At 68.2% G+C, this 24,779-nt stretch carries 23 protein-coding genes, 1 tRNA gene and 3 pseudogenes; 15 read left to right on the top strand and 12 right to left on the bottom strand.

The genetic code is table 11. The features are described 5' to 3' along the window. Positions 1-155 precede the first annotated feature (155 nt). From FVA80_RS15625 to FVA80_RS15615, 3 genes and pseudogenes are all read right to left on the bottom strand, one after another. Positions 156-1,157, bottom strand: a pseudogene (locus tag FVA80_RS15625) (phosphomannomutase/phosphoglucomutase); the annotation flags it as partial. 100 nt (positions 1,158-1,257) lie between these two features. Continuing rightward, positions 1,258-1,503 carry a hypothetical protein gene (locus tag FVA80_RS15620; protein WP_147906850.1) on the bottom strand — a complete coding sequence of 82 codons (246 nt, stop codon included), beginning with the start codon at positions 1,501-1,503 and terminating at the stop codon, positions 1,258-1,260. A 162-nt stretch (positions 1,504-1,665) separates the two neighbouring features. After that, positions 1,666-1,875, bottom strand: a complete 210-nt coding sequence (locus FVA80_RS15615) for a hypothetical protein (protein ID WP_147906851.1) — start codon at positions 1,873-1,875, stop codon at positions 1,666-1,668. A 544-nt stretch (positions 1,876-2,419) separates the two neighbouring features. On the opposite strand from FVA80_RS15615, the gene FVA80_RS15610 reads away from it, so the two are divergent. The 6 genes from FVA80_RS15610 to FVA80_RS15585 all read left to right on the top strand — a co-directional run bounded on the left by FVA80_RS15610 (position 2,420) and on the right by FVA80_RS15585 (position 6,138). Further along, entirely contained in the window at positions 2,420-3,073 is a 654-nt protein-coding gene (locus tag FVA80_RS15610; protein ID WP_147906852.1) for a Maf-like protein, read from the top strand. Between the two features lie 11 nt (positions 3,074-3,084). Continuing rightward, positions 3,085-3,258, top strand: a complete 174-nt coding sequence (gene yacG, locus FVA80_RS15605) for a DNA gyrase inhibitor YacG (RefSeq protein ID WP_147906866.1) — start codon at positions 3,085-3,087, stop codon at positions 3,256-3,258. 117 nt (positions 3,259-3,375) lie between these two features. After that, positions 3,376-3,451: transfer RNA gene (locus tag FVA80_RS15600), tRNA-Phe, on the top strand. Positions 3,452-3,931: 480 nt separating this feature from the next. Further along, positions 3,932-4,981: a 2-dehydropantoate 2-reductase N-terminal domain-containing protein gene (locus FVA80_RS15595; protein ID WP_147906853.1), complete on the top strand. Its 1,050-nt coding sequence runs from the start codon at positions 3,932-3,934 to the stop codon at positions 4,979-4,981. Positions 4,982-5,087: 106 nt separating this feature from the next. Continuing rightward, positions 5,088-5,297 (top strand): hypothetical protein, encoded by a 210-nt coding sequence (locus tag FVA80_RS15590; protein WP_147906854.1) that lies wholly within the window; start codon positions 5,088-5,090, stop codon positions 5,295-5,297. A gap of 223 nt (positions 5,298-5,520) precedes the next feature. Then, positions 5,521-6,138: a PAS domain-containing protein gene (locus FVA80_RS15585; protein WP_147906855.1), complete on the top strand. Its 618-nt coding sequence runs from the start codon at positions 5,521-5,523 to the stop codon at positions 6,136-6,138. 14 nt (positions 6,139-6,152) lie between these two features. Here the strand turns inward: FVA80_RS15585 and FVA80_RS15580 are convergent, their stop codons facing one another. Continuing rightward, positions 6,153-6,905, bottom strand: a complete 753-nt coding sequence (locus FVA80_RS15580; RefSeq protein ID WP_147906867.1) for a Crp/Fnr family transcriptional regulator — start codon at positions 6,903-6,905, stop codon at positions 6,153-6,155. A gap of 380 nt (positions 6,906-7,285) precedes the next feature. Between FVA80_RS15580 and FVA80_RS31295 the strand changes: the two are divergent. Then, positions 7,286-8,012: pseudogene (locus FVA80_RS31295) on the top strand (methyl-accepting chemotaxis protein); the annotation flags it as partial. Between the two features lie 119 nt (positions 8,013-8,131). Continuing rightward, a complete protein-coding gene (locus tag FVA80_RS15570; RefSeq protein WP_147906856.1) occupies positions 8,132-9,121 on the top strand; it encodes a phosphoribosylaminoimidazolesuccinocarboxamide synthase in 990 nt (329 codons plus the stop codon). A gap of 39 nt (positions 9,122-9,160) precedes the next feature. On the opposite strand, the gene FVA80_RS15565 is transcribed toward FVA80_RS15570, so the two are convergent. From FVA80_RS15565 to FVA80_RS15555, 3 genes are all read right to left on the bottom strand, one after another. Continuing rightward, complete coding sequence (locus tag FVA80_RS15565) at positions 9,161-9,442, bottom strand: DUF2312 domain-containing protein (RefSeq protein ID WP_050734557.1); 282 nt, start codon at positions 9,440-9,442, stop codon at positions 9,161-9,163. Positions 9,443-9,497: 55 nt separating this feature from the next. Then, complete coding sequence (locus tag FVA80_RS15560; protein WP_147906857.1) at positions 9,498-10,670, bottom strand: alpha/beta hydrolase; 1,173 nt, start codon at positions 10,668-10,670, stop codon at positions 9,498-9,500. Positions 10,671-10,764: 94 nt separating this feature from the next. After that, positions 10,765-12,129 (bottom strand): MFS family transporter, encoded by a 1,365-nt coding sequence (locus tag FVA80_RS15555; RefSeq protein WP_147906858.1) that lies wholly within the window; start codon positions 12,127-12,129, stop codon positions 10,765-10,767. A 240-nt stretch (positions 12,130-12,369) separates the two neighbouring features. On the opposite strand from FVA80_RS15555, the gene FVA80_RS15550 reads away from it, so the two are divergent. Together FVA80_RS15550 and FVA80_RS15545 are read left to right on the top strand one after the other, a co-directional pair. Further along, positions 12,370-12,942 carry a DUF1236 domain-containing protein gene (locus FVA80_RS15550; RefSeq protein ID WP_147957842.1) on the top strand — a complete coding sequence of 191 codons (573 nt, stop codon included), beginning with the start codon at positions 12,370-12,372 and terminating at the stop codon, positions 12,940-12,942. A 422-nt stretch (positions 12,943-13,364) separates the two neighbouring features. Continuing rightward, positions 13,365-15,290: a methyl-accepting chemotaxis protein gene (locus FVA80_RS15545; protein WP_147906956.1), complete on the top strand. Its 1,926-nt coding sequence runs from the start codon at positions 13,365-13,367 to the stop codon at positions 15,288-15,290. Positions 15,291-15,311: 21 nt separating this feature from the next. Here the strand turns inward: FVA80_RS15545 and hrcA are convergent, their stop codons facing one another. After that, entirely contained in the window at positions 15,312-16,367 is a 1,056-nt protein-coding gene (gene hrcA / locus FVA80_RS15540; RefSeq protein WP_147906967.1) for a heat-inducible transcriptional repressor HrcA, read from the bottom strand. A 166-nt stretch (positions 16,368-16,533) separates the two neighbouring features. Between hrcA and rph the strand changes: the two genes are divergently transcribed. From rph to hemW, 3 genes are read left to right on the top strand one after another with little or no spacing between them, the layout of a single operon-like run. Then, complete coding sequence (gene rph, locus FVA80_RS15535; protein WP_147906955.1) at positions 16,534-17,247, top strand: ribonuclease PH; 714 nt, start codon at positions 16,534-16,536, stop codon at positions 17,245-17,247. Then, entirely contained in the window at positions 17,244-17,873 is a 630-nt protein-coding gene (gene rdgB / locus FVA80_RS15530; RefSeq protein WP_147906954.1) for an RdgB/HAM1 family non-canonical purine NTP pyrophosphatase, read from the top strand. Before rph ends, rdgB begins: the two co-directional genes overlap by 4 nt. A gap of 38 nt (positions 17,874-17,911) precedes the next feature. Further along, positions 17,912-19,087 carry a radical SAM family heme chaperone HemW gene (gene hemW, locus FVA80_RS15525; protein WP_187193370.1) on the top strand — a complete coding sequence of 392 codons (1,176 nt, stop codon included), beginning with the start codon at positions 17,912-17,914 and terminating at the stop codon, positions 19,085-19,087. Positions 19,088-19,099: 12 nt separating this feature from the next. On the opposite strand, the pseudogene FVA80_RS15520 reads toward hemW, so the two are convergent. Next, positions 19,100-20,384, bottom strand: a pseudogene (locus FVA80_RS15520) (penicillin-binding protein activator). A gap of 133 nt (positions 20,385-20,517) precedes the next feature. Between FVA80_RS15520 and rsmI the strand changes: the two are divergent. Beyond that, a complete protein-coding gene (rsmI, locus tag FVA80_RS15515; protein WP_147906953.1) occupies positions 20,518-21,504 on the top strand; it encodes a 16S rRNA (cytidine(1402)-2'-O)-methyltransferase in 987 nt (328 codons plus the stop codon). After that, entirely contained in the window at positions 21,501-21,890 is a 390-nt protein-coding gene (locus tag FVA80_RS15510; protein WP_147906952.1) for a YraN family protein, read from the top strand. The genes rsmI and FVA80_RS15510 overlap by 4 nt, the downstream gene beginning before the upstream one ends. Positions 21,891-21,962: 72 nt before the next feature. On the opposite strand, the gene FVA80_RS15505 is transcribed toward FVA80_RS15510, so the two are convergent. The 3 genes from FVA80_RS15505 to FVA80_RS15495 all read right to left on the bottom strand — a co-directional run bounded on the left by FVA80_RS15505 (position 21,963) and on the right by FVA80_RS15495 (position 24,711). Continuing rightward, entirely contained in the window at positions 21,963-22,352 is a 390-nt protein-coding gene (locus FVA80_RS15505) for a response regulator (RefSeq protein ID WP_147906951.1), read from the bottom strand. A gap of 269 nt (positions 22,353-22,621) precedes the next feature. After that, positions 22,622-23,725 carry a L,D-transpeptidase gene (locus FVA80_RS15500; protein WP_187193368.1) on the bottom strand — a complete coding sequence of 368 codons (1,104 nt, stop codon included), beginning with the start codon at positions 23,723-23,725 and terminating at the stop codon, positions 22,622-22,624. Between the two features lie 89 nt (positions 23,726-23,814). After that, on the bottom strand, positions 23,815-24,711 hold the full coding sequence (locus FVA80_RS15495; protein WP_147906950.1) for an extensin family protein: 897 nt from the start codon (positions 24,709-24,711) through the stop codon (positions 23,815-23,817). Between the last annotated feature and the right edge of the window lie 68 nt (positions 24,712-24,779).

The following is a 24,779-nucleotide window of genomic DNA, read 5'->3' as shown; positions in this document are numbered from 1 at the left end:
TGGACTGCATCAGCATGGCCGGAGAGCATCTGCCGGCGGCACGGAGGCTGCAACCGCCCAGAGGGTGCATACCAACAGGAAAGCGGAGGCCGTGGCTTTGATGTACCAGCTCTAAACTGGACACCCGCCGCACGGCCGTAGCACCGCGCGGTGGATCAAAACAGGTGCCGGCCAGCGCAGATTGTCTGGTTGTAGGCGCCGATTTGGGTATTCTCCCGCAGGATCGCATTCACGGCCTCGAACATGGCGGCAGGCGCTCTTCGGAAGCCGGGCTTTCGATCACCACGACCAGCTCCGGCTTGTTGGACGACGCGCGCACGAGGCCCCAGGTACTGTCCTCGGTGGTGATGCGTACGCCGTTGACGGTGACGAGATCGACGGTCTTCGAACCGGCGATCGGCTCGCGCGTCCCTCATGGCGCGCAACCGCGGTGACGGTCTCCACGACCCGGTACGTCACGTCGTCGGGACGATGGGGTGACATGGTCGGCAAGCCCCAGGACTTCGACAACGCCCGGTAGAAGAATCCGGCAGTCGCCGGTAGAGGTCGGCCATCGACGTCCCGGGGTTGCGGTCGAGCATCTCCAGCACCGCGATGGCGGTGATCAGGCCGTCGTCGCAGGTGCGCCTGATCGGCTCGTTGAAGACGAAGTGGCCGGACTTCTCGATGCCCGCCAGCGCTCCGAGCTCGTTCACCTTCCGTCTGATGGACCTGGGGCCGGCCTTTTGGTGATCGGTCTCGATCGCCGGAGCCTGCAGCTCTGGGCGATGTGGAAGAGCCCGGCCGATTTCAAGACGACCACGAAGGTCGAGCCGGGATCGTGCTTGCCGAGGTCGCGCGCCAGCATCACGCCGATCGTGTCGGCAGAGAGCTCCTCGCCCTCGTTATCCACGACCCCGCAGCGGGCGGCGTCGAAGCCGAGGTCGACATCGACGCCGTGCTCCTGTGACCGCGTGCGCGATGGCGTGGAGCATCACCATGCCATCGGAGTTCTGATTGTAGCGCGGGAACGAGCCGTCCGGGTCCACGTCCAGCGGCACGACCTCGATGCCCGGCGCCCCCAGCAGGCGCGGTGCGAAAGCACCCGCGGTGCCGTTGCCGCAGGTGGCCACAACCTCGCGCTTGCAGGTCAGCGGCTTCGCCCGCGACTTGAGGTCCTGTCCGCTTCAGGTCAGCAAAACTTCGTGTGACTTGGCTCGACCACCGATCTGCGGCGGAGCTTACCAAACATCTCGTCTCGCTGAAGGTCAGTCCGTCCTACGAGGCGCGGCGGACGACCCGGAAGGGCTCGGCTTCGGTGCGGCGATGCTCGCAGGCGATCTTGAGGTAGCGGTCGCCGCCACCGGGCAAGCCGGCCTGAGCCGCCATGGTCTGGGCATGCATCAGGCATTCCATCGGTGAGTGTGCCGGCGCGATGATGATGTCGAGGGCGGTGTCGCGGGAGCAATCCTGCGCCAGCAGGGTGCCGGCACAGACCAGGGCGACGGACAACAGTTCGGACATGACGGACCTCAGCTTCGTGGATCGAAGGGTCCGCGGGGTGCTCTGGCGTCCGAGCCGCCGCGTTGTCGTTGCCTGGGTGTTTCCTTGCCTTGATCGGCTATCTCAAAGCACGCGGCGTGCCAGCCGCGCTCGTCTGTCGTGAAGAATCGGATTTAATCGGGCTCAGTCCCGAGACGAAAGCCACTGGGTCTCGGGTTCGGCCGCCGGGAGCAGGGCTGCGACGTCGTCCAGATCCACCACGTAATGGTCCGTCAGCACCCGCCACATCTCGGCCGAGGACCTGACCTGTGGCCTCAGCCCATCCAGAGTGTGGGCGAGCAGCGTCGCATTCACGAGCTTCGGACGTGCCAGAAGCGGATCAGCGTTCAGCATCGGTTCGACCCCGTTTCGGTGCCCGCACACTCCGCCGGGTTTAGTTAACGCGTGGTTACGTCGTCGCCTTAAACCTTCACTTTGTCTTGAGCTGTTCGAATTATGTCTTGGCCGGCGGGCGATATCCGCATCGGACCAGACCATGCACATGCCCCGGCGCGGTGAGTCCTGATTTCGGCACTGGGCAACGTGTTGGAGAGCATTATCCCGAATGCCGGCGGCCGGTTTTCGCAGGGCGTCGATGCGGATCGAGATCCCCGCGCGCCGGGACGCCTCCGATCACCGGCGCACGACGAAGGCCGTCTCGTCACCGGTTCCGATCGGTCCGGTTCACAAGCCCGACCCCATCCCTTATCAGGCGTGAGAGATCGAGACGGTCCCGGCGGAATGGGGACGCGCCACCCTTTCGCGCGATCATCCGCGCTGCGGCGCGGCCTCGACCCACCCGTACCGCTCTCGGACCATGCCCTTGTCGTGATGCGCCTGCCACCGACCGGTCTCCCCGGCGGCAGGCGCTCCAGGCCGAATGTACGAGCGGAACACCATGGACGCCACACCTGAAGTGATCGGCGCGCCGCAGGGGCCGGCCACCCGGTTCGTGCTCGCCTCCGGGTCGCCGCGCCGCCTCGCGCTGCTGCAGCAGATCGGTATCGAGCCGGATTCGCTCCTGCCCGCCGACATCGACGAGACGCCGCGCAAGGCCGAGCCGCCGCGCGAACTGGCCCGACGCCTCGCCCGCACCAAGCTCGCCGCCGCGGAAGCCGCCCTGCACCATCAGGACCAGAAGGTCCCGACCTGGTTGCTCGCGGCCGACACGGTCGTCGCGGTCGGGCGACGCGTCCTGCCGAAGGCGGAGAGTCCGGACGAGGCTGCCGATTGCTTGCGCCTGCTGTCCGGGCGTCCGCACCGGGTCTTTACGGCGATCTGCCTGCTGTCGCCGAACGGCCGGCGGGAGCGGATCGTCGAGACCCGCGTGCGCTTCAAGCGCCTCTCCGGCCGCGACATCCAGGGCTATCTCGCCTCGGGCGAGTGGCGCGGCAAAGCGGGCGGCTACGCGATCCAGGGCTTGGCCGGCGCCTTCGTGGTGAAGCTCGTCGGCTCCTATAGCGCCGTGGTCGGCCTGCCGCTCTACGAGACGATGAGCTTGCTCGACGGCGAGGGCTATCCGGTCCGCGCCGCCTGGGGGAGCCTGGCATGAGCGCGTGGCCGATGAACCCGGAGCGCTGCCCGATCTGCCGGCGCCCCTCCACCGAGCCGTTCCGGCCGTTCTGCTCGCAGCGCTGCGCCGATGTCGATCTCGGCCGCTGGCTGAACGAGCGCTACACGATCCCGGTGGAACTCGATCCCGATGCTCCACCGCCGGAGCCGGAAGACGAGGGCTGAGGACGCGGGCTAAATTTTCCGACGCCCACGTCACGTCGATGTCACGGCAAGGCTGGACAGGCCTCGAACTCCTCACTATACCCCGCGGCGTCCGAGACCCACAGCGGCCCGGACGACGCCCAGGTAGCTCAGTTGGTAGAGCATGCGACTGAAAATCGCAGTGTCGGTGGTTCGATCCCGCCCCTGGGCACCATCCTTCCGCTAAGCGGTTGATGGTGTCGACGTAATCATTCTCTGATATTATAAGTCCTCGTGGCCCCGAACGCCGTCTGCGTAGGGCGCGACGTCTTTGAGTGACTGGCCAGCTCCCGGGTTGCCGGGACGAGTGTCGGCGTTCGATTTCGCATCGTTGGCGTATTTGGCCGCGCGGTGCGCTCGCCGCTCGCGCGCGTGTTCGAGCCCGTATGCAACGTCGGATCGCCCGCCTCCGCAATCCTGCCGATCAAGCACAACGCGATTCGATCCTTTAGGGAAGCCGCAAGCGCGCTCGCCCACCGAAAATGTTTCGTGCATCGCACTGAAAATTATTTGGTATACCAGTGGAGTGGCATCTCCAGACAAGCTTCGCTACGCTGCTCCCCACACGGCTCGAGCCGATCCGTAGACCACTTCAACCCGTACGCCAGCGGGCCGGTCGCGCGATAAGACGAAGCCGAACGTTGGGAGTGGAAGCATGCCGCGCAACATCCTGATCCTGGGCGCCTCATACGGCTCCCTGCTGGGCACCAAGCTCCTGATGGCCGGTCACAACGTGACCCTGGTGTGCCGCCGCAAGACCGCGGACCTGATCAACCAGGAGGGGACAGAAGTCCGCATCAAGCTGCGCGACGAGCCGAACCACCGCGCAATCCTGTCGCGCGACCTGCCCGGCACCCTCGACGCCGCGCCGCCGGAAGACATCGATCCGTCGCGCTACGACCTCGTCGGCCTTGCCATGCAGGAGCCGCAGTACAACAACCACACGATCCGGGTGTTGATGATCAAGATCGCGGCGGCCAAGCTGCCGTGCCTGTCGATCATGAACATGCCGCCGCTGCCGTATCTCAAGCGGATCCCGACCCTAGCCGCCATGGACCTCGACAACGCCTTCACGAATGCCGGCGTCTGGGATCGCTTCGAGCCGGGGCTTGTGTCCCTCTGCTCGCCCGATCCCCAGGCGTTCCGTCCGCCGGACGAGGGTGCGAACGTGCTCCATGTCGGCCTGCCCACCAACTTCAAGGCAGCGACCTTCGCCGACGAGGCCCACAACCGGCTGCTGCGCGAGCTGGAGGCGGATATCGACGCCGTCCGCCTCGACGGCCACGATGTGCCGGTGAAGCTCAAGGTGTTCGATTCGCTGTTCGTTCCGCTGGCGAAGTGGTCGATGCTGCTCACCGGCAACTACCGCTGCATCACCCCGAAGGAGCCGCAATCGATCCGCGACGCCGTGCACGGTGACCTGGCCAAATCCCGCGCCATTTACGAGCATGTCGACGCCATCGCGCGCAAGCTCGGCGCGGATCCGCAGGACCAGGTCCCGTTCGAGAAATACGCCAAGGCCGCGGAGAGCCTGCTCAAGCCGTCCTCCGCGGCGCGGGCGGTGGCGAACGGCACGCCGTTCATCGAGCGCGTCGACCTGCTGGTGAAGCTGATCTCACACCAGCTGGACATGCCCGATGCAGAGATCGACCGCACGGTCCAGATCGTCGACCGGAAGCTCGACGAGCGGGTGATCGAGGGCTGACCGGGCGCGGCGTCGGCAACACCGCTGGATGGTTTGCCGGATACGGTTGTAGCCGATCGCGCTCCAGGGTAGATCCGCCCGCTCTGGCGCGCGGCGAGGGGCATGAATGGGTGATGACGTGGCCGCTCTCCTTCTGGCGCTGGCCACCGAGAACGCCGAGTTGCGGGCTCAGCTCGCTGCCGCCCAGGACATGTTGATGGAGACGGCGATCGACGCGGGCCATCTGCATGCCCGGATCGAGACGGTTCAGGACGAGCGTGATGCCTGGCGGGCCGAGTCCGAACGGCTGGCGCGGCGGAACATCGGAACCGGGTGACGGCGGCAGTATCGAGGGCGCGGAGCATTCCGGCGGCAGCCGGCCGGACCAGCGATCCGTCGTCTCCGATGCGAAAATCAAACCTTGCATCGGGGATTAAATCGTTCTGTGTTCTAGCGGTGACAAACACGCAAAAGTTGAGGTTTTGCGAATTCTGGCTCATTGAAGTTGCGGCCCGTTCCACTAAACCAGGTTAAATTCCGGTTCGGAACCAGATACTGCGATGCCCAAATTCAAGCCGCTCGAATGCCAGACTTGTTCGACACCTTTCCGGGGGACGCTCGACGCGCTGGACGTGACCGGCAACTGGTCCTGGGATGGCGCCTCAAATCGCGTCCGTGCGGACATGTTCGTGGCGCTACTGTTCAATGTCGATCCGGAGTCGGCTGAGGCGGGGCTTCCGGCAGCGGCGTTTTCGGCGGGTATTCATCCGGAAGATCGGGATAGGGTGCTAGCCCTTCTCCGTCGGCGCGTCCGTGACGGTGATCTCTATGTCATCGAATACCGGGTCCGTTCGGCGGACGGCGCCACCCGGTGGGTGCTCGGCCGTGGCAGATTCCTAGCCGATCACCGGGGAAGGCCTATCAGCGGCCACGGGATCATCGTCGACATCACCGATGTGCGGAGCGGAGAGCGTGCCGTTGGGGCACTTAGCGCGCTTGATCACCATGAGGCGGAGACGCCACTGGAACGCGCGGCGGACTTCGCCATGGCGGCGCATCGCGCGATCTGCGAGCTGCAGGATCCGGCCCTGCGGGCGCGGGCCGACGCGCTCCTGCTCGATCTCGGCCGCAGGCTGGCCGATCAGGAGCGGCAGGCTCGCCGCGCGCAGCTGAACTGAGGCGTGCGGACGCGTCAGGCCGGCTCCGGATCGGTGATGTGAAGGTAAGTCGGGTCGAACTCCGCAGCGGCCCGCAAACCGTCCCAATCGTGAACCGTAAGGCGCCGGCTGCGCAACGTGATCAATCCGGCGGCCTTCAGGTCGCGGATGGTGCGGTTCACATGGACCGGCGTGATCCCCAGGGCGTCCGCCAATTCCGGCTGCGTCATCGGCAGGTCGCAGGTGAGATCGGGGGCGAGGCCGACGACGCCCAGACGGGTGATCAATTCGCAGAACAGGTGGGCCATGCGCGCGAACGCCTCCCGGCGTCCGGTATTGAGCATCCACTCACGGACGAGGGCGGCGTCGATCAGTGTCGCCCGCCACAGCGCGTCGCCGAGGCGCGGGAACGCTCGCAGCAGCGCGCGAACCGCCTCGTGCTGGACGAAGCCGACCTTGCTCGGGCCGACGGCGGCGATGCTGATGTCGAGGACCTTCAGGTGCAAGCTCTGCATGTCGGGGATGTCACCCGCGACATGATAGGCCATCACCTGACGCTTGCCGCCCTGCGTGGATTTGTAGGTGCAGGCGATACCCTCGAGCAGGGCGAAGCAGCGCCCCGGCTCGTCACCCTCCCGCACGATATCCTGATAGGCCTCGAACTGCGCAATCTGCATGGGCACGGCGTTCAGCGCGGCCCGCTCGTCATCCGTCAAGGTGAAGAGGGCGATGCTCTCGATACGACGGATGAAGGGATGGCGATTGGTCTGGTCGAGAGCTCCCGTCATCATACCCCCACCGGCTGGCGAGCGTATCCAGTCTCGCAGCCCTCAGCGCTCGCGTTCGAGGGCTGATCCGGGGACGGCATAGCAGCAGCCTATGGCCTCGACCATAGGCGGGTGACTGGTGTTCACCGGTGGACAACACGCCATGTCGTCGAAATGCGCCGTGCGCTCCGAGGTCGCTGGCGACCAACGGACGAGCAGCCGGATTCTATGCGCGACGTCTCGACCCAGGGATCATGCGGATGTGCATCCATGTTGGATCGGGATTAGGCGCTCAGGAGCGTTTCTGGCGGACCACCTCGGATGCCGGTGCGGTGTCGCGGAGGCGGTCAGCCTCTTTCCCCACACCGGCCGATACCGAGACGAAAAAGGAGATCGGCGCGATGTCGGCCATGGCCGCGCAGACCTCCGTCCAGTCCGCGGCCAAACAGGCCGCATCCAACGTCAACGAGACGTGGCGGCTGCATCCGAGGTCTTGGGCTCATCGGTACAGGAGATCGGCCAGCAGGTCGACGGCTCGGCCAAGCTCGCGCTGGGTGCCGTCACGGAGGCTGTGCAGACCGCAATCTCCGTTCAGGAACTGAGCGCCACGGTAGCCTGGATCGGCGACGTGGTCGGGCTGATCTCGTCGATCGCCGGGCAGACTAACCTGCTTGCGCTCAATGCCACTATCGAAGCGGCTCGTGCCGGTGCGGCCGGCCGCGGCTTCTCGGTCGTAGCCTCCGAGGTGAAGGCCTTGGCCGAGCAGACCGCCAAGGCAACGGAAGAGATCGCCGGCCAGATCGCCAGGGTCCAGGCTCCGACTGGCCAGGCGGCGTCGGCCTTCGGGTCGATCACCGCGCGCATCCAAGAAATCAACGGCGTGGCGATCAGCATCGCCACGGCAGTCGAGCATCAAGGTGCGTCGACCGGGGGATCGTTCGCAACGTCGGTCAAGCGGCGACGGGCACGGGTGAGGTCACCCCCAACATCGCCGGTGTCGCCAACGCCGTCGAGGACACAGGCGCCGCGGCAATCCAGGCCCTGAATGCGGCCTCGGAACTGTCGCGGCAATCCGAGCACCTCGCCGCCGAAGTCGCGCGCTTCCTCGACACGGTACGGGTCGCCTGATCGCTCGCTCGGGGCAGGCCGGCCCACTGCGAAGGGCCCCGGGGGGCTGGAAATCTCGCGGCTGTCCGCGCACACACGCGATGCGGCGCCGTCGCCGTGCAGCCTGAGGGAACGGTCCGATGAACACGGCAGATCTCGCCCCGCATGCCCACCAGGTCCTGCGCGAGGCGACGCTGCCCGAATTGCCGAACCATTACCGCGGCAAGGTGCGGGACAATTACGACCTCCCTGACGGACGGCGCATCCTGATCACCTCGGACCGGATCAGCGCTTTCGACCGGGCGCTCGCCGCGATCCCGTTCAAGGGTCAGGTGCTGACCCAGACCGCGCGCTACTGGTTCGAGCGCACGGCCGACCTCTGCCCGAACCACGTCCTGGCCTACCCGGACCCGAACGTCGTGGTCGGCCGCCGCCTGGAGATCCTGCCGGTCGAGGTGGTGGTGCGCGGCTATCTCGCGGGCACGACCTCGACCTCTGTGCTCACGCGTTACAGGGCCGGCGAGCGGGAGATGTACGGGCATCGCTTCCAGGACGGCATGCGGCCGAACGAGCGCCTGGGGAAGCCCATTATCACGCCGACCACCAAGGCGTTCGACGGGGGCCACGACGAGCCGCTGACGGAAGCCGAGATCCTGGAGCGCAACCTGCTCACCCCGGAGCAATGGCGGACCGTCTCCGAAGCGGCCCTGGCGCTGTTCGCCCGCGGCCAGGAACTGGCGGCCGAGCGCGGGCTGATCCTGGCCGACACGAAGTACGAGTTCGGCACCGATCCGGAGGGGCGCATCGTGCTCGCCGACGAGATCCACACCCCGGACAGCAGCCGCTACTGGTTCGCGCAGAGCTACCCCGAGCGCTTCGAAGCGGGGACCGCCCCGGAGAGCTTCGACAAGGATTTCGTGCGCAACTGGGTCGTGGCCCGATGCGACCCGTATCAGGACCCGATCCCCGAGATCCCGGCCGAGATCGTGCTGGAAACCGCTGCGGTCTACATCCGGGCCTACGAGACGATCACCGGCGCGCGCTTTACGCTCCCCGAGTCGGACGACGTGCCGCTCGACCGCGTCCGGCGCAACATCGCCGCCTATCTCGCAGCCGAGCCGGTCGTCTGAGGACGGGACGGCGCCCGAGCGCCGCCCCATTTGGTCGCGTCAGGCGGCCGCCTTGATCGGGGCCGGGGCCGGCGCGTCCATGGCGCGCAGGTAGACGTCGAGCAGCGTCTCGTGCTCGTCGCGCTCGTCCTTGTCCTGCTTGCGGATCTTCAGGATCTCCTTGAGGATCTTAACGTCCAGGCCTTCGCCCTTGGCCTCGGCGAAGATCTCCTTCTTCGCCTCCATCAAGTCCTTGATCTCCTCCTCCAGCCGTTCCACGCGCTCGATGATCGAGCGGATGCGGTCGCCCGCGACGCCCACGGTGTCGGTCATGTCGGTCATGCAAAGCCTCGTCGTATGACGGGCCGTACCCTCGCGGCAGAGGGTAAGCAGGGCGTTAAGGCCGGGGATCGCCGTCGCCGATCCGGCCCTCGATCCACCCGACGATCGCGTCCGCCACCTGATCGCTGTTCGATTCCAGCATCATCATGTGGCCGTTGCCGTGGATCCCGTGCTCGGCCAGCGCCAGCCGGTCCGGCTTGGCGCCCGCCTGCGTGAGGAAGGCCGCCGTGCAATCGTCCATGGTCGCCCGGAACGAGGCCTCCGCGGTGACGATTACCGCGGGCACCTTGGCGAGGTTCGGCAGGGCGCGGGCGGGCTCCGCCTGCAACCAGCAGCGGATCTTGTCCGGCCCGGCCGCGCGCTCGGCCTGGACCACGGTCAGGTCCGTCGGGCCACTCACCGGCGGCTCGAAATGCAGCGGCACGCGGGTGATGCCGTAGGGGCGGGCCCGGGCGTCCCCGACCCGCTCGTACCAGTCGGTGCCGCCTTTGAACCGGACGTCGAAGAAGGTCGGTCCGTTCGGCTCGACGGCGACATGGGCCTTGACGAGGTCGGGCCGCTGGTCGGCGACCGCCCAGCCGAAAACGCCGGCCTGCGAATGGGTCAGCACGATAGCCGGCCCGATCTTTTCGAGGAGCGCGATCAGCGCCGGATCGACCAGTTCCTCGCTCTTCAGGGCGCTCGCGATGTAGGGCACCTGAGAGCGGTAGAACGCATCGAAAGCCGCGTTGCCGCGCAGGCCCGGCCCGCCCGGCCATTGGGTATGCAGCTTCGCCTGCGGGTAGAGCCCGGAGCGTTCCTGGCCGGTGAACACGGTCTCGAGGTCCTCGGCGGGCAGACGGGCGTAGGGTCCGTACGTCTCCGCATCGCCGCCCGAGCGTCCCCGCCCGACCTGATCGACAACGTAGACCGCAAACCCCTTGGCGGCGAAGCGGTCGGCCCAGCCGGACCGTCCGTCGGGCGTCCCGAGGAAGTTGGTCCCGGTCTGCGCCGTGCCGTGAACCATCACCACCGGATAGGGCTGCGTGACCCGCTCCGGTGCGCGATACGCGACGAACATCTGCCCGTGGGCGGTCGTCCGGTTGTTCGCGGTCTCGTAGCGGCCACCGACGAAGAAGTAGCCGGCGGGTCGGGTCGGCTTGAAGGGCCCGGCTTCCTCGGACCGAGCGCCCTGAGCGGCCCCGAAACAGAGCAGAGCCAGGGCGCCCGTGACGGCGATTTTCAGCATCGTGTCCTCCCGCTTTCGTGTCACGCGATCGGCGGGAGGCCAGTCATCGGGCGTACGGGCCGGCCGCCTCGTCGTTGTCGTCGGCCCGCCGGGTTCAGGCGTGGGCGAACCGGCGCTTCTTGCCGAGCGCCTCTTCCACGGTGCCGGCACCGTCGAGATAGCCGTGCACCTTGGGGTTCGGCATGATCAGCGAACCCACGAACGCCACCGCCATCAGCACGGTCACGTACCAGAAGAACGTGCTCTCCATGCCGGCGTCCTTGAACCACAGGGCGACGAACTCGGCGGTGCCGCCGAACATGGCGTTGGCCAGCGCGTAGGACAGGCCGACGCCAAGGGCGCGCACGTTAGTGGGGAACAGCTCGGCTTTCACGATGCCGCTGATGCCGGTGTAGAACGACACCACCGACAGGCCGAGGGTGATCAGGGCGAAGGCCAGGTAGGGATCCTTGTTGGTCCCGAGAGCGGTCATCAGCGGCACCACCATGAGCGTGCCGAGGCCGCTATAGAGCAGCATGTTCGCCTTGCGACCGATCCTGTCGGACAACGCGCCGAACAGCGGCTGGATCGCCATGTACACGAACAGCACGCAGGTCATCACCTGCGACGCGGAGGTCTTCGGCATGCCGGCGGTGTTGACCAGGTACTTCTGCATGTAAGTGGTGAACGTGTAGAAGCTCAGGGAGCCGCCGGCCGTGTAGGCCAGGACGACGCAGAACGCCCGCCAGTGCTTGAACAGCTCGGCGAAGGTACCGGCGGTCTCCTTGTCGCCGGCTTCCTTGGTCTCGGCGAGCGAGCGGCGGAGGTACAGCGCCACCACGGCCAACCCGGCGCCGATGAAGAACGGGATGCGCCAGCCCCAGGCGGTCAGCTCCGGGGCGGTCATCACCGTCTGGAGCAGCACCAAGACCAGCGACGCGAGCAGCTGGCCGCCGATCAGCGTGACGTACTGGAACGAGGCGAAGAACCCGCGCTTCCCCTTGATCGCGACCTCGCTCATGTAGGTCGCCGAGGTGCCGTATTCGCCGCCCACCGACAGGCCCTGAAGCATGCGTGCAAGCAGCAGCAGGACGGGGGCCAGCGTGCCGACATGTTCGTAGGTCGGCAATATGCCGATCAGCAGCGAGCCGAAGCACATCATCAGCACCGAGACGACCATCGAGGTCCGCCGCCCGACCCGGTCGGCGATGCGCCCGAACAGCCAGCCGCCCACGGGGCGCATGAAGAAGCCCACCGCGAAAATGCCGGCGGTCTGGAGGAGCTGGCTTGTCGAATCGCCCTTGGGGAAGAAAGCCGGCGCGAAGTAGAGCGCGAAGAACGCGTAGCAATAGAAGTCGTACCACTCGACCAGATTACCTGAGGACGAACCGACGATCGCCCAGATCCGACGCTTGCGGTCGGCGGCGTCGTCGGCGGCACTCGGTGCGATACCGATCGTATCGTCCCTCAGGGCGGACATGGCGTCTCCATCGCGTGATTCATCGGCCGGTAACAGCCGGCCTATTCTTCGATGGCGGCGACGTTACAGGCGACGACCGTGATCGCAAGTCCGTGATCGGACTTTGGCCGGGACAGCGGCCGACAGTGTCATTTGTCTTCGCCCTGGATCGCTGACCGGCACGGAACGGTTTTGCGCGGGACCCCGTTGCGGCCCGGCACGGGTGCCGAAGGCACCACAACCACAACGGGACGACAGGCCATGGCGCGGATCTTCAGGGACACGGTGGCGGCCGCCATCCTCATCGCCGGCGCGGCGACGGCGTTTGCGCAGGGAGGCCCCGGCGGCCCGGGCGGCACTCCCGACGCTGCAGAAAGGGGTGGCCGCGACGGCGGCCCGGTCGAACAGCGCGGCGGTCGTGACGAGACCGGCCCAGGCCAGCGCGGTGACCGCGGCGGCCGCGATGAGACAGGCCCCAACCAGCGCGGCGATCGAGGGGCTGCAGGTGAGCGCGGCGATCGTGGCGTGCGCGACGGCGTGCGGGGCGGTCGCGGCGGCGGTTCGGCCCGCGGTGCGGTCGGCCGTCTCGACACCCGTCAGCGCACCGAGTTCCGCGGCTCGATCACCCGGCTCGGTGTCTCGCCGCTGCGGGACGTCGCGTTCGGCCTCGCGGTCGGAACCGCGATCCCGCGCTCCGTCAGGCTCCACCGGCTTCCGCCCGCGATCATCGAGATCGTGCCGGAATACGAGGGATATGACTTCATCCTGGTGCGCGACGACATCGTGATCATCGATCCCGATACTTATGAGATCGTCGACGTGATCCCTGCATGATGTGCGGGATGGTCGCTTCGCCCCGAGCGCAATCATGACCGACAAACACCTGCTCCGCCGGGGGCACGGATCCCGGCGGGCAGCATTTTGATGAGAGATTCAAGAAAGCCCTGACACTCACCTTGATGCGCAGCAAGAGATTGCAAGATGACCGAAAGCTGTGAAGAATAGCGAAGCGGTCGGCACGGTTGATGCTTCTGAACCAGCAGCTGAGACGCTTCGATGAAGATCGAGCGTTCAGTGTCCGCGGACAGCATTCCAGTTATCGACAACAAGTATCGGTGTCGATTTACGGATGCAGGTCCTGCGGGGGTGATCGATCGATTAGCGGCTGACGAGGGCAGGGCATGTCGGGACAGGAATTCAACGCGGTCGGACCTGCGCGCGGCTGGCGACCGCGCCTTGGAGTCTCCGGCCGCGCTATGCTCCTGATCCTGAGCGTGGTCTGTGCCGCCTTCGGCGCAAGTTCTGCCTATCTCTACGCCACGCAATCCTCCGCCCTACGGGCTAACCTCAACGCAAACATGGCGAGCCTGAGCGTCGCATCGGCGCGGAGTGTCGGAAACTGGTTGCGCGGCAAGCTCGACGTGACACAGCTCATGGCGCAGCAGATCGCGCTTGCCGGAATCGGGCCGGAGGCGAACGACGTCCTCGGTCTGCCGATGGCGCGCAACCTCTTCTTCAGTGCGTATATCGGCCGTCCGGACGGCTTTTACACAATGGTGCCCAAGTCCGAGCTGCCCTCCGGCTACGACCCGCGTGAGCGTCCCTGGTACAAGGATGCCTTGGCGGCGGGGCAAGCTGTCTTGACCGAGCCCTATATCGACGCCGGAACCAACGCCGTCACGATAACTGCGGCGGGGCCTGTCTTCGGCAAGAACCGGGCGGTCCTCGGCGTGATCGGAGGCGACTTCGACAGCGCCGCCCTGACCCGGATGATCGCCGAGGTCGGCGCGGGCGGCAAAAGCTACGCCTATTTGGTGTCGCGCGGTGGAACGGTGCTGGCCCATCCGCGCGCGGAGCTGATCGGCAAACCGCTGTCGGACTTGATCGCGGGGCCGCCGCCGAAGATCGGCGGCGACCTTGCCGCGACCCAGGAGGGCGGCCGGCCGACCTTCACCGCCTTCGCCCGCGTCCCGAACCTGCCGCCATCGCTCGAGTGGTACATCGCGCTCTCGGTCGACAGCGCCGAGGCGCTGGCTTCGACCACGCTGTTGGCGAAGGAGCTGGCGGTGGCCACCCTTCTGGTCCTGCTCGTGCTCGGCCTCGTCGTCGGCCGGCTGATGACGCTCACCGTCTCGCGTCCGCTCAATCGCTTGGTTGGCGTCCTGCAGCGCATGAGCCAGGGCGCGCTCGATACCGAGATCGCCGAGGCTCGGCGCGGCGACGAGATCGGCCTGGTCGGCCAAGCGGTCGAGGGCATCAAGGCGCTGGTGGCGCAGCGGGCGCGCGACCAGGCCGAGGCGAAGCGCGGGGCGGACGAGGCCGCCGAATCCGAGCGCAGGCGCGCGATGAATGCGCTGGCCGATGGCTTCGAGCAGGCCGTCGGGGCGATCGTCGGCATGGTCTCGTCCTCGGCCACCGAGCTTGAGGCCACGGCCCAGACCCTGACGGCGAGCGCGACCCAGGCTGCGGCGCAATCGACCAGCGTCGCGGCCGCCGCCGAGGAGGCGGCCACCAACGTCCGCACGGTCGCGGCCGCAGCGGAGCAACTCGGCACCAGCGTCCGGGAGATTGCCGGGCAGGTGGAGGGCTCGACCACCCTGGCGCAAGCGGCGGTCGGCGAGGCGGACCAGACCGGCCATCTGGTGCAGGACCTGGCCCAGGCGGTCTCGAAGATCGGCGACGCGGTCGGGCTGATCTCCAGCATCGCGGCCCAGACCAATCTCCTCGCCCTGAACGCGACGATCGAGGCCGCGCGCGCGGGCGAGGCCGGACGGGGCTTCGCCGTCGTTGCGTCCGAGGTGAAGGAACTGGCTGCCCAGACCGGACGCGTCACCGAAGAGATCACCGGCCTGATCGGTCGGATCCAAGGATCGACCGACCACGCCACGCAGGCGATCGGCGGGATCATGACGCGCATCCGCGACATCAACCGCGTCACAGGCGCGGTAGCGGCCGCGGTGGAGCAGCAGGGCACGGCGACCCAGGAGATCGTGCGCAACGTCAGCCAGGCGGCGAGCGGGACAGACGAGGTCACCACGAACATCACCGGCGTCGCCGCGGCCTCGGAGCAGACCGGCACGGCCGCCCATCAGGTGCTCGACGCGGCCTCCGCGCTCTCGCGGCAATCGGCGCAGCTGTCTCGCGAGGTTGCAGACTTCCTGCACACCGTCCGGGCCGCTTGAGCGCGGCCCGACGGGCGGCTGTCAGCGGCTGCCGTCGAGCAGCTTCGATACCACCCGGGCGGTGTAATCGACCATCGGGACGATACGGGCGTAGTTCAGCCGCGTGGGCCCGATCACGCCGACGACGCCGACGATCTTCTGCGACCCGTCGCGGAACGGCGCGGCGATCAGCGACGAGCCCGAGAGCGAGAACAGCTTGTTCTCCGAGCCGATGAAGATCCGCACGCCCTCGCCGCCCTCGGCGCGGGCCAGGAGGTCGATGACGTCCTTCTGGGTCTCGAGATCGTTGAACAGCAGGCGGATGCGCTCAAGGTCCTCGACGGCGCGCAGGTCGTCGAGCAGGTTCGCTTGACCGCGCACGATCAGTTGCCGGGCTTCGCTCGGGCCCACCGGCGTCGCGAGGCCTGCATCGACCAAGCGCTCGGTCAGCGCGTCCAACTCGCGCTTCATCGCCTTGCGGCCAGCCTCGATCTCGGCGCGCAGCGTGCCGAGGGTGCGGCCCTGCAGCCGGGCATTGAGGAAGTTCGTGGCCTCCTGGAGCGCGCCGGCTGGCAGACCCGGCGGCAGGTCGACCAGCCGGTTCTCCACCGAGCCGTCGTCGGAGACCAGCACCACGAGGGCGCGGGCCGGATCGAGGCGGACGAACTCGATGTGCTTGAGGTGGACGTTCGCCTTCGTGGTCAGAACCACGCCAGCGCCGCGCGAGATGCCCGACAGCATGGTCGAGGCTGCGGCCAGCGCCGAATCGAAGGTGTGGCCAGAGGCGGCGGCGCGCATCTCCGCCTCGATCCGGGTCTGCTCCTCCTGGCCGACATCGCCGAGTTCGAGCATGGCATCCACGAAGAACCGCAGCCCGAGCTCGGTCGGCAGCCGGCCGGCCGAGGTGTGCGGCGCGAAGATCAGGCCGGAATGCTCCAGGTCCGCCATGACGTTGCGGATCGAGGCCGGCGACAGCGCCATCGGGAGGATGCGCGCCAGGTTGCGCGACCCCACCGGCTCGCCGGTCGTGAGATAGCTCTCGACGATCTGCCGGAAGATCTCGCGGGCGCGCTCGTTGAGGGCGGCGAGCGCCTGCATCGAGGGGTCTTGCGGAAAGAGGCTGTTGGAATCGGTCACGCGGTCATCCTGTCGTGCGATCATGTCCGCCCGGTGTCCAGGGATCAATCCGTACGGCGATGCTTGCCCGCGCAGGCTCCGCGGCCTAAGAGCCCGGCCCTCACTCTCTCATCAGAAAGGGCCCGCGATGAGGCCTTCGAAGCGCGCCGCCGACGAGCTGCGGCCGGTCACCCTGGAGCGCGCGGTCTCGCGCTACGCCGAGGGCTCCTGCCTGGTCAGCTTCGGCAACACCCGCGTGCTCTGCACCGCCTCCCTCGAAGAGCGCGGTCCCCCGTGGCTGCGCGGCTCCGGCAAGGGCTGGGTCACCGCCGAGTATGCGATGCTGCCGCGCGCGACGCATGACCGGACCCGGCGCGAGATCAATTCGGGCAAGCCGTCGGGCCGCACGCAGGAGATCCAGCGGCTCATCGGCCGGTCACTCCGCGCGGTCACCAACCTGCCCGCAATGGGAGAGCGCCAGATCACCGTCGATTGCGACGTGATCCAGGCCGATGGCGGCACCCGGACCGCGGCGATAACCGGTGCCTGGGTGGCGCTCTACGATTGCTTCGCCTGGATGCGCACCCGCTCGATCATCTCGGTGGACCCGCTGCGCGACCACGTCGCGGCCGTGTCTTGCGGCCTGTACAAGGGCACACCGGTGCTCGACCTCGACTACGCCGAGGATTCGGCGGCCGAGACCGACGCGAACTTCGTGCTGACCGGCAAGGGCGGCATCGTCGAGGTGCAGGGCACCGCCGAGATGGAGCCGTTCTCCGAGGCCCAGCTCCTCGAATTGCTGCGGCTGGCCCGCGCCGGCACCGACCGGCTGGTGGCGCTCCAGAAGGAGACGATCGCGTGAGCCGCAGGCTGACCGGCAAGGTGGTGATCGCAACCCACAACGCGGGCAAGCTCACCGAGATGCGCGAGCTGCTGGCACCGTTCGGGATCGAGGCGGTCTCGGCCGGCGAGCTGGGGCTGCCCGAGCCTGACGAGACCGGCACGATGTTCTCCGAGAACGCCGCCATCAAGGCGCATGCCGCCGCCAAGGCGACCGGACTGCCCGCCTTCGCGGACGATTCCGGCCTCTGCGTCGATGCACTGGACGGCGCGCCGGGCATCTTCTCCGCGCGCTGGGCCGGTCCGACCAAGGACTTTTCCGGCGCGATGGCACGCATCGTCTCGGAGCTGGAACAGCGCGACGCGAGCGACCGGACGGCGCATTTCGTCTCCGCGCTCGTGCTCGCCTGGCCGGACGGCCATACCGAGCTTTTCGAGGGCCGTGTGTTCGGCACGCTCGTTCCGCCGCGGGGCGATGCCGGCTTCGGCTACGATCCGATCTTCCAGCCGGACGGCCATGCCCGGACCTTCGGCGAGATGAGCGCCGAGGAGAAGCACGGTGTCGATTGGCAGAAGGGGGAGGGGCTGTCGCACCGCGCCCGGGCCTTCGTGTTGTTGAGCCGCGCCTGCCTGGCGCCGGCGGCCTGATTGCCAAACCGCGCTGGCACGCGCACATCCCGGCGATCATGACTTCGACCGGCCCGGACCATCCGACCCGCGACGCGGGCTTCGGCATCTACCTGCACTGGCCCTTCTGCGCCGCGAAGTGCCCATATTGCGACTTCAACAGCCACGTCCGGCATGCGGGCGTGGATCAGGCGCGCTACCTCGACGCATTCCGGGCGGAGATCGCCCACAGCGCCGCCCGTACCCCGGGCCGCACCGTCACCAGCATCTTCCTCGGCGGCGGTACGCCGTCGCTGATGGATCCCGCGACGGTGGCGGGCCTGCTCGACGCGGTGGCGGCGCACTGGGCGATGGCCTCGGATATCGAAATCACCCTGGAGGCCAACCCGTCGAGCGTCGAGGCCAGCCGCTTCCGCGGCTACCGGACCGCCGGGGTGAACCGGGTGTCGCTCGGCGTGCAGGCGCTGGACGACGCGTCGTTGAAGAAGCTCGGGCGGCTGCACAACGCCGAGGACGCCTTCGCGGCGATCGGCATCGCGCAGGCGGTGTTCGACCGGACCTCGTTCGATCTGATCTACGCACGCCCCGACCAGACCCCCGCCCTGTGGCGGGCCGAGCTGAACGAGGCGCTCACCCGCGCCGCCGAACACCTGTCGCTCTACCAGCTCACCATCGAGCCGGGCACGCCGTTCCACGGCCTCGCCTCCGCCGGCAAGCTGGTGACGCCCGACGACGAGGTGGGCCGGATCCTCTACGACGTGACCCAGGAGGTCTGCGGGCAGGCGGGCCTGCCGTCCTACGAGATCTCCAACCATGCCCGGCCGGGCGCGGAATCCCGCCACAACCTGCTCTACTGGCGCTACGGCGAATATGCCGGCATCGGGCCGGGGGCCCATGGGCGCCTTGTCACGCCGGCCGGGCGGATCGGCACCGTCACCGAACGCAACCCGGAAGCGTGGCTCGCCCGCGTCGAGCGCGACGGCCACGGGATCGTCGAGACCGAGACCCTGGCGGCGGCAGACCAGGCCGACGAGTTCCTTGTAATGGGCCTGCGGCTGACTGAGGGGATCGATCCCGAGCGCTACGCCGCCCTGAAGGGCCGGCCGCTCAACAGCAACCGGATCGGCATGCTGGTCGGCGACGGCCTGCTCCATCGCCTGCCGGGCGGCCGAATCGCTGCCACGCCCCGCGGTGCGCCGGTGCTCAACGCCCTGGTGGCCGAACTCGCGGCCTGACGGGCTCGATCATCAAGTCCCGGGCTTGGCCAGGACGCGCGGTGCCGGGCTTACCACGGTCGCGGCGTTGTTGCGGATCTCGTAGACCGCCAGCGCTCGATCGCTGAGCCCCTCTGGCCGAAACCGGAAGGTGCCGTCCGTTCCAGAGAAGCCAGAGGCGTTGGTCAGCGTCGTCTCGGCGAATCGTTGCGATCCGTATTGCCGGTTCAGCGCCGCCGACAGCATCACGGCGTCGTACGCGAGGGAGGCGACCCGCGGCGGCACGGCACCGAACCGGGCCTGGTAGCGACCGCTGAAACTGGAGAAGCCGCTTCGGTCGGGCGAGGCGAACCGCCCGCCCTGGAGCGCGGGCAGCGCGTAGAGCGACGGCTCGTTCCAGAGTGCCGTGCCGACCGGCCTGACCCGGGCCGGGTTGTAGCCGGCCTTGGTCAGCGCCGCCGCCACCGCCGGCATCGCCTCTGCGGTATCCGGGATGAACAGCGTATCGGCCGTCGCGCCGGCCCCCGTGATGACGCGCGCCAGCCGCTCCACCGCCGGCCCGGGGGCCCCCGACGGATAGCGTTCGACCGCCGCGACCCGGGCCCCCTTGCGGGCGACCGCCTCACGGAACTCGGCCTCGACGGCGTTGCCGTAGGCGGTCTCCGGGATCAAAGCCGCGAAGGAGCGCCGGCCGTCGGCGACCGACTCGTCGACGATCCGGTCGACCTCGGGCTGCGGCAGGAAGCTGAGAAGATAGATCCCCCGGGCGGCCACGGAGGCATCCGTCGAGAACCCGATCACCGGTTTGCCGGCGGCCCGGGCGGGTACGGCGGCGGCCTGGACGTTGGCGGCGAAAACGGGACCGAGCACGATGTCGGCGCCCTCCTTCAGGGCCTCCTGAGTCGCCTCCCTGGCGCCGTCCGAACTGCCGCGGTCGTCCTCGATCAGGATCGTCAGGTCCGGTTGCTGGGCCTCGTCGAAGGCGAGCTGCGCGGCGTTGCGCATGGCCGTCCCGACGGCCATTCCGGTGCCGGTCAAAGGCAGGACCAGCGCGACCTTCACGGTGCCCGAGCCGATGCGGTTGCCGCCGGCCGCCGCCGGAGTGAGGGGGGCAGCGTTCCGGTCCGCCGCGACCGATGGGGCACCGCCTGCGGCACGTCGGCCGGCGGCGACAGTTCGGCCGGGGCTGCCCGCCGCGCCGGGCCGCGCGTCCGTCCCCGAATCCGCCGACGCAGCCACCCAGCGCCAAGGCACTGAGTGCAACGGTCAGGGCGGTGACCCGCACGAGACGGTTCCGCCCACACTTCGGACGCGCCATGGCGGTCTCCTTCGGGCAGGTTCGAACAACCTGACCGGGCATTTTTCAAATGTAAACGCGCCGACACCGACTTGCCCCCGGACTCGACGTGCAGCCGCGACGCGGGGCCGGCACTGTGGCAAGATCACCCGCGATGAACCGTCGATTCGATGCCCCGGGGCCAGCGATCTCAACCAAACCCACTTCCACACCCCCGTCCCAGAGGCCCGGTGCGGACCGCCCGCGGAACACCACGTTCACGGCCTTCGGCCTCGCCAGCGAGACGGAGCCGTTGGCGCCGGGTCTGCACATTGTGGCGACGCCGATCGGCAACCTGCGCGACATCACCATCCGGGCGCTCGCGACCCTGGCGGCGGCCGACGCCGTGCTGGCCGAGGATACGAGGGTGACCCGGACGCTCTTGGCGCATTACGGGATCACGACCCCGTTGCTCGCCTATCACGAGCACTCGAACGAGGCCGTGCGCGACCGGATGGTGGCCCGGCTCCGGGCCGGCGAGGCCCTGGCCCTGGTCTCGGATGCCGGGACGCCGCTCGTGTCGGATCCCGGATACAAGCTCGTACAGGCGGCGATCGAGGCCGAGGTCGCGATCACGCCCGTGCCCGGGCCCTCCGCGGTCATGACTGCGCTGGTGGCCGCGGGCCTGCCCACCGACCGGTTCTTCTTCGAAGGGTTCCTGCCCCAGAAGGCCGGGGCCCGGCGCAACCGCCTCGAAGCCCTGATCCAGGTCCCGGGCACGCTGGTCCTGTTCGAGTCGCCGCATCGCCTGCCGGAGATGCTGGCCGACGCCGCATCCGTGCTCGGCGCCGACCGTCCTGCCGCGGTGACCCGGGAACTGACCAAGTTCTACGAGACGATCCGCCGGGACACGCTGGGCTCGTTGAGCGAGCGGTTCGGCCAGGAGGGCGCGCCGAAGGGCGAGATCGTCGTGATCATCGGCGCGGCGACGGCGCCGGAGCGCACGGCCGAGGGTGACGCCGCCCTGGACGAGCTGATCCGCACCGCCCTTGAGCGGCACTCGATCAAGGACGCAGCGAGCCTCGTCGCGGACGAGACCGGGCAACCACGCCGCGCCATCTATACCCGGGCGCTGGCGCTGGCCCGGGACAGCCAGGACTGAGACGAGCTGTGCCGGATCGCATCCTGCAGCGCCGCGCCGCCTATCTGCGCGGGCACCGGGCCGAGTGGCTGGCGATGGCGGCGTTGCTGGCCAAAGGCTACTGGCCGATCGGCCGACGGGTGAGCTTCGCCGGGGGCGAGATCGACCTGATCGTCCGGCGTCCACGCACCATCGTGTTCGTGGAGGTCAAAGCTCGGTCCCGGCTGGACGATGCCCGAACGGCGATCGACGCCGCGAAGCGTCGGCGCTTCTCCCGCGCGGTGCGGGCGTGGGTCGGCCGCAATCCCTGGTGCGCTGGGATGACGCTTCGGGCCGACGCCGTGTTCATCGGCGACGGCGCGTGGCCAGTGCACGTGCCGAGCGTCTTCACCATCGAAGGGTTGTGAGGCAGTCGGCTTTTCGGGTCCAATCATCGGGCGCCGAAACGCGGCAGGCCAATGACCGGACGATTCGACCGGTCAGCCGCGGGCGGCCCGGATCGCGCTGATCAGCGTCCGCTTGAGGTCGGCCTGACTGAAGGGCTTCTGCACCACGGGCCTGTCGCGGAATGGCTCGCGGATGCCGGCACCACCGTAGCCCGTGGAGAACACCAGGGGCAGGTCGCGCTGCACGATCGCTTCGGCCACCGGGTAAATCGGTTCGCCGGCCACGTTCACGTCGAGAATCGCGATCTCGAACGTTTCCTGAGCGGCCATTTCGAGGGCGGTCGACAGGCGTGCGGCAGGGCCGACCACGGCGCAGCCGAAGTCGAGCAGCATGTCCTCGAGCAGCATCGAGATCGCAGCCTCGTCTTCGACGACGAGGACGCGGACGCCGTTCAGGACGTCATCGTTGGGGTCAGCAGTCACGCCGGGCCGTCTTCCCTTCGATCGCCCCCGTCGCCGGGGATCTTGCCGTGCGGTTGGTATCGCCTCGCGAGCCGCAGGAGCAGCGCTTGGAAGCGCCGAGGCAGCGCGCCGGACGGTCCGCGAGACCACCCGTGGCGTCGCCTGGAATACCGGACGTGTCAAGCGTTCGCGGGTCGTTCCGGCATCAATGGTGGCCGCGATGTTAACTCACGATACATTTTTGTCGCCCTCCGGCACGGCCGGCCTTGGAGGGCAATTCGCAAGTCGCATCAATCGTCCTTGAACACGACCTTCGCGCCCCGGGAGACGTGCGCCGCGAGGTCGCGGGCGTTCCAGTTGGTGAGTCGGATGCACCCGTGGGACTCGGTCTTCCCGACCTTCTCGGGCTCGGGCGTCCCGTGGATGCCGTAGCTCGGGATCGCGAGGTCAATCCAGACGAGGCCGACCGGATTGTTCGGTCCCGGCTTGATCGAGAACTTACGGTTCGTCTTGACGCCCTTGAACGCGTATTTCGGATTGTAAGTGTAGTCCGGGTCGAACGCGACGCCCTTGACCTTGGTCTCGCCGCTGGGCGCAGGCTTCTCGGAACTCCCGATGGAAGCCGGGTAGAAGGCCAAAAGCTTGCCGTCCGCCCCGAAGGCGCGCACGTCGCGGCTCGTCTTGTCCACCTCGATCCGGTCGACCTTCGGCTCGTGCGGCAAGTCTTTCGCCTTCGGCTTGTCGGTACCCATCGGCTCGACAGCCGCCACCGTGAGCGATGTGCCGGCCTTGTCGAGCGGCTTGTCCGGATTGAGCGCGCTGACGAGGTCGCGGCTCATATGGAAGCGCTCGGCCAGCATCTCCCGCGGATTGGTGTAGCCCAGTTCCTCGAGGTCAGCCTGCGCCTCCATCTTCGGCGGGATTTTCTCGACGTAGGGCCCCGAGGCATCCGCATCGGTGACCGCGTAGTCGGACACCACCGGCTTGTCGCTCGTGGCCTGAAGCTTGTCCCAGAGTTCCCGCGTCATGTCCTGGGTCGCGGGTAGGCCCTGCGCCGCCGCGAAGGCCGAAAGGGCATGCTGGTAGTTCTCGCCCTTCAAGCCGTCGATGGCGCCTGGATAGAACCGGGCCCGATCCAGAAGCACTTGCGCCTTGACGATCAGCGGGTCGGGCTTGGCATCGGATGTCTTTCCGGCGCGCGCCTTCTTGTTGGCCGTCCTGGATTTGTCCGACTTCTCGTCCGGCTTGTCGGCATTGGGCGACTTGAAGGTGGCGCCGTTGATCGCCTCCGCTGTCAGCGCGGGCGCCTTGTCGGACGGGGCAGCGTGACCCGGCGCGGCGACGCCGATTGCCAGCAGAGCCGCGCAAACCGGCAGCGAAGGTCTCCGCATCATCGACGTCATATTCCCCGGGAGCGGACACGCTCCGGTCGCACAAGCTTCGAGGGTGCGGGAACGTTCCGCGCCGAACCGACACCACTCCATTACTCGCACAGCCGGTGGCCGGCATTGCGCTCGCGCTCGTCGAAGTGGAAGTGGTTGGCGTGGGCCGCGTTGGTGCCGGGGCCCAGAACGGTGCGGAAGAACCCGCAGGCTTTCCCGCGGACGGAGGCCAGGAAGTCCGCCTCCTCGGACCCCGCCGGCATCGCCTTGACCGGGATGCTCGCGCGACCCGCGAAGGCGAAGCCCATCACGTCCACGGCGGCCGCGAAGGCGTGATCGCTGAGTTTGGCGTCGACATCGTGGTTCTGTCCCCGGCAGACATAGGTGCCGCCGAGTTCGAGCCCGGTGAGCGGATGCTTGAGCGTGCGGTCGGCCGCGACCTGAACTTCCGTCGCCCAGCGCGCGAAGGATTCCGCGACCTGGCATGTCAGCGTCGCCCCCCCCGGCAGCGCGATGCCATCGGCGAGCTTGGTCACCTTCAAGGGTAGCGGTGCGGTGCACTGGCCCTCGGCGATGGGCGGCAGCGGTTCGAACTCCACGCCGAGGCGCTTGAGCCGCACCCGGCAGGCGGTGTCGTCCGGCGGCGCGACCTTGAGGGCCAGCGCCGCCTCGCCGGACAGTTCCGGCGGTCGCTCCGGCGGTGTCGGCGGCGGTGTCGGGATCTCGGGCTTCTGAGGCTCCGCGGCGGCGTCCTTCGGCGGCGTCAGCTCGGCAGGACGGGCCGGTGGCGTCGGCTTTGCGGCCTCGGGTGTCGACGCGGATTTCTGCTCCGCCGGCTGTGCGGGCTTCAGCGCGTCCGGCCGTTCCGGCGGGAGCGGCGGCGGAACTGGGAGTGTGGCGGGCGCCTCGGCCGCCGCACCGGGGAGGGCAGCGGGCGCCCACAAGCCCAGCGCGAGGACGCCGCGCGCCAGAAGAGTCGTCGGTCGGAGGAGCGGCATGGGACCTCGAAGCGTGGGCGTGGGACGGGAGGAAACGAACGGAACCGCATTCGGATCGATCCGACCCT

The organism is Methylobacterium sp. WL1, assembly GCF_008000895.1.
In the GTDB taxonomy this organism is placed as follows: domain Bacteria; phylum Pseudomonadota; class Alphaproteobacteria; order Rhizobiales; family Beijerinckiaceae; genus Methylobacterium.
The sequence above is the reverse complement of the archived record's forward strand: the minus strand, read 5'-3'. Positions and strand labels throughout refer to the sequence as shown.

Coding starts and splice junctions, on each gene's coding strand:
- FVA80_RS15620 (WP_147906850.1), bottom strand. CDS start 1,503: ATGTCCGAACTGTTGTCCGTCGCCCTGGTCTGTGCCGGCACCCTGCTG.
- FVA80_RS15615 (WP_147906851.1), bottom strand. CDS start 1,875: ATGCTGAACGCTGATCCGCTTCTGGCACGTCCGAAGCTCGTGAATGCG.
- FVA80_RS15610 (WP_147906852.1), top strand. CDS start 2,420: ATGGACGCCACACCTGAAGTGATCGGCGCGCCGCAGGGGCCGGCCACC.
- yacG (WP_147906866.1), top strand. CDS start 3,085: ATGAACCCGGAGCGCTGCCCGATCTGCCGGCGCCCCTCCACCGAGCCG.
- FVA80_RS15595 (WP_147906853.1), top strand. CDS start 3,932: ATGCCGCGCAACATCCTGATCCTGGGCGCCTCATACGGCTCCCTGCTG.
- FVA80_RS15590 (WP_147906854.1), top strand. CDS start 5,088: ATGGGTGATGACGTGGCCGCTCTCCTTCTGGCGCTGGCCACCGAGAAC.
- FVA80_RS15585 (WP_147906855.1), top strand. CDS start 5,521: ATGCCCAAATTCAAGCCGCTCGAATGCCAGACTTGTTCGACACCTTTC.
- FVA80_RS15580 (WP_147906867.1), bottom strand. CDS start 6,905: ATGACGGGAGCTCTCGACCAGACCAATCGCCATCCCTTCATCCGTCGT.
- FVA80_RS15570 (WP_147906856.1), top strand. CDS start 8,132: ATGAACACGGCAGATCTCGCCCCGCATGCCCACCAGGTCCTGCGCGAG.
- FVA80_RS15565 (WP_050734557.1), bottom strand. CDS start 9,442: ATGACCGACATGACCGACACCGTGGGCGTCGCGGGCGACCGCATCCGC.
- FVA80_RS15560 (WP_147906857.1), bottom strand. CDS start 10,670: ATGCTGAAAATCGCCGTCACGGGCGCCCTGGCTCTGCTCTGTTTCGGG.
- FVA80_RS15555 (WP_147906858.1), bottom strand. CDS start 12,129: ATGTCCGCCCTGAGGGACGATACGATCGGTATCGCACCGAGTGCCGCC.
- FVA80_RS15550 (WP_147957842.1), top strand. CDS start 12,370: ATGGCGCGGATCTTCAGGGACACGGTGGCGGCCGCCATCCTCATCGCC.
- FVA80_RS15545 (WP_147906956.1), top strand. CDS start 13,365: ATGCTCCTGATCCTGAGCGTGGTCTGTGCCGCCTTCGGCGCAAGTTCT.
- hrcA (WP_147906967.1), bottom strand. CDS start 16,367: ATGCAGGCGCTCGCCGCCCTCAACGAGCGCGCCCGCGAGATCTTCCGG.
- rph (WP_147906955.1), top strand. CDS start 16,534: ATGAGGCCTTCGAAGCGCGCCGCCGACGAGCTGCGGCCGGTCACCCTG.
- hemW (WP_187193370.1), top strand. CDS start 17,912: ATGACTTCGACCGGCCCGGACCATCCGACCCGCGACGCGGGCTTCGGC.
- rsmI (WP_147906953.1), top strand. CDS start 20,518: ATGAACCGTCGATTCGATGCCCCGGGGCCAGCGATCTCAACCAAACCC.
- FVA80_RS15500 (WP_187193368.1), bottom strand. CDS start 23,725: ATGATGCGGAGACCTTCGCTGCCGGTTTGCGCGGCTCTGCTGGCAATC.
- FVA80_RS15495 (WP_147906950.1), bottom strand. CDS start 24,711: ATGCCGCTCCTCCGACCGACGACTCTTCTGGCGCGCGGCGTCCTCGCG.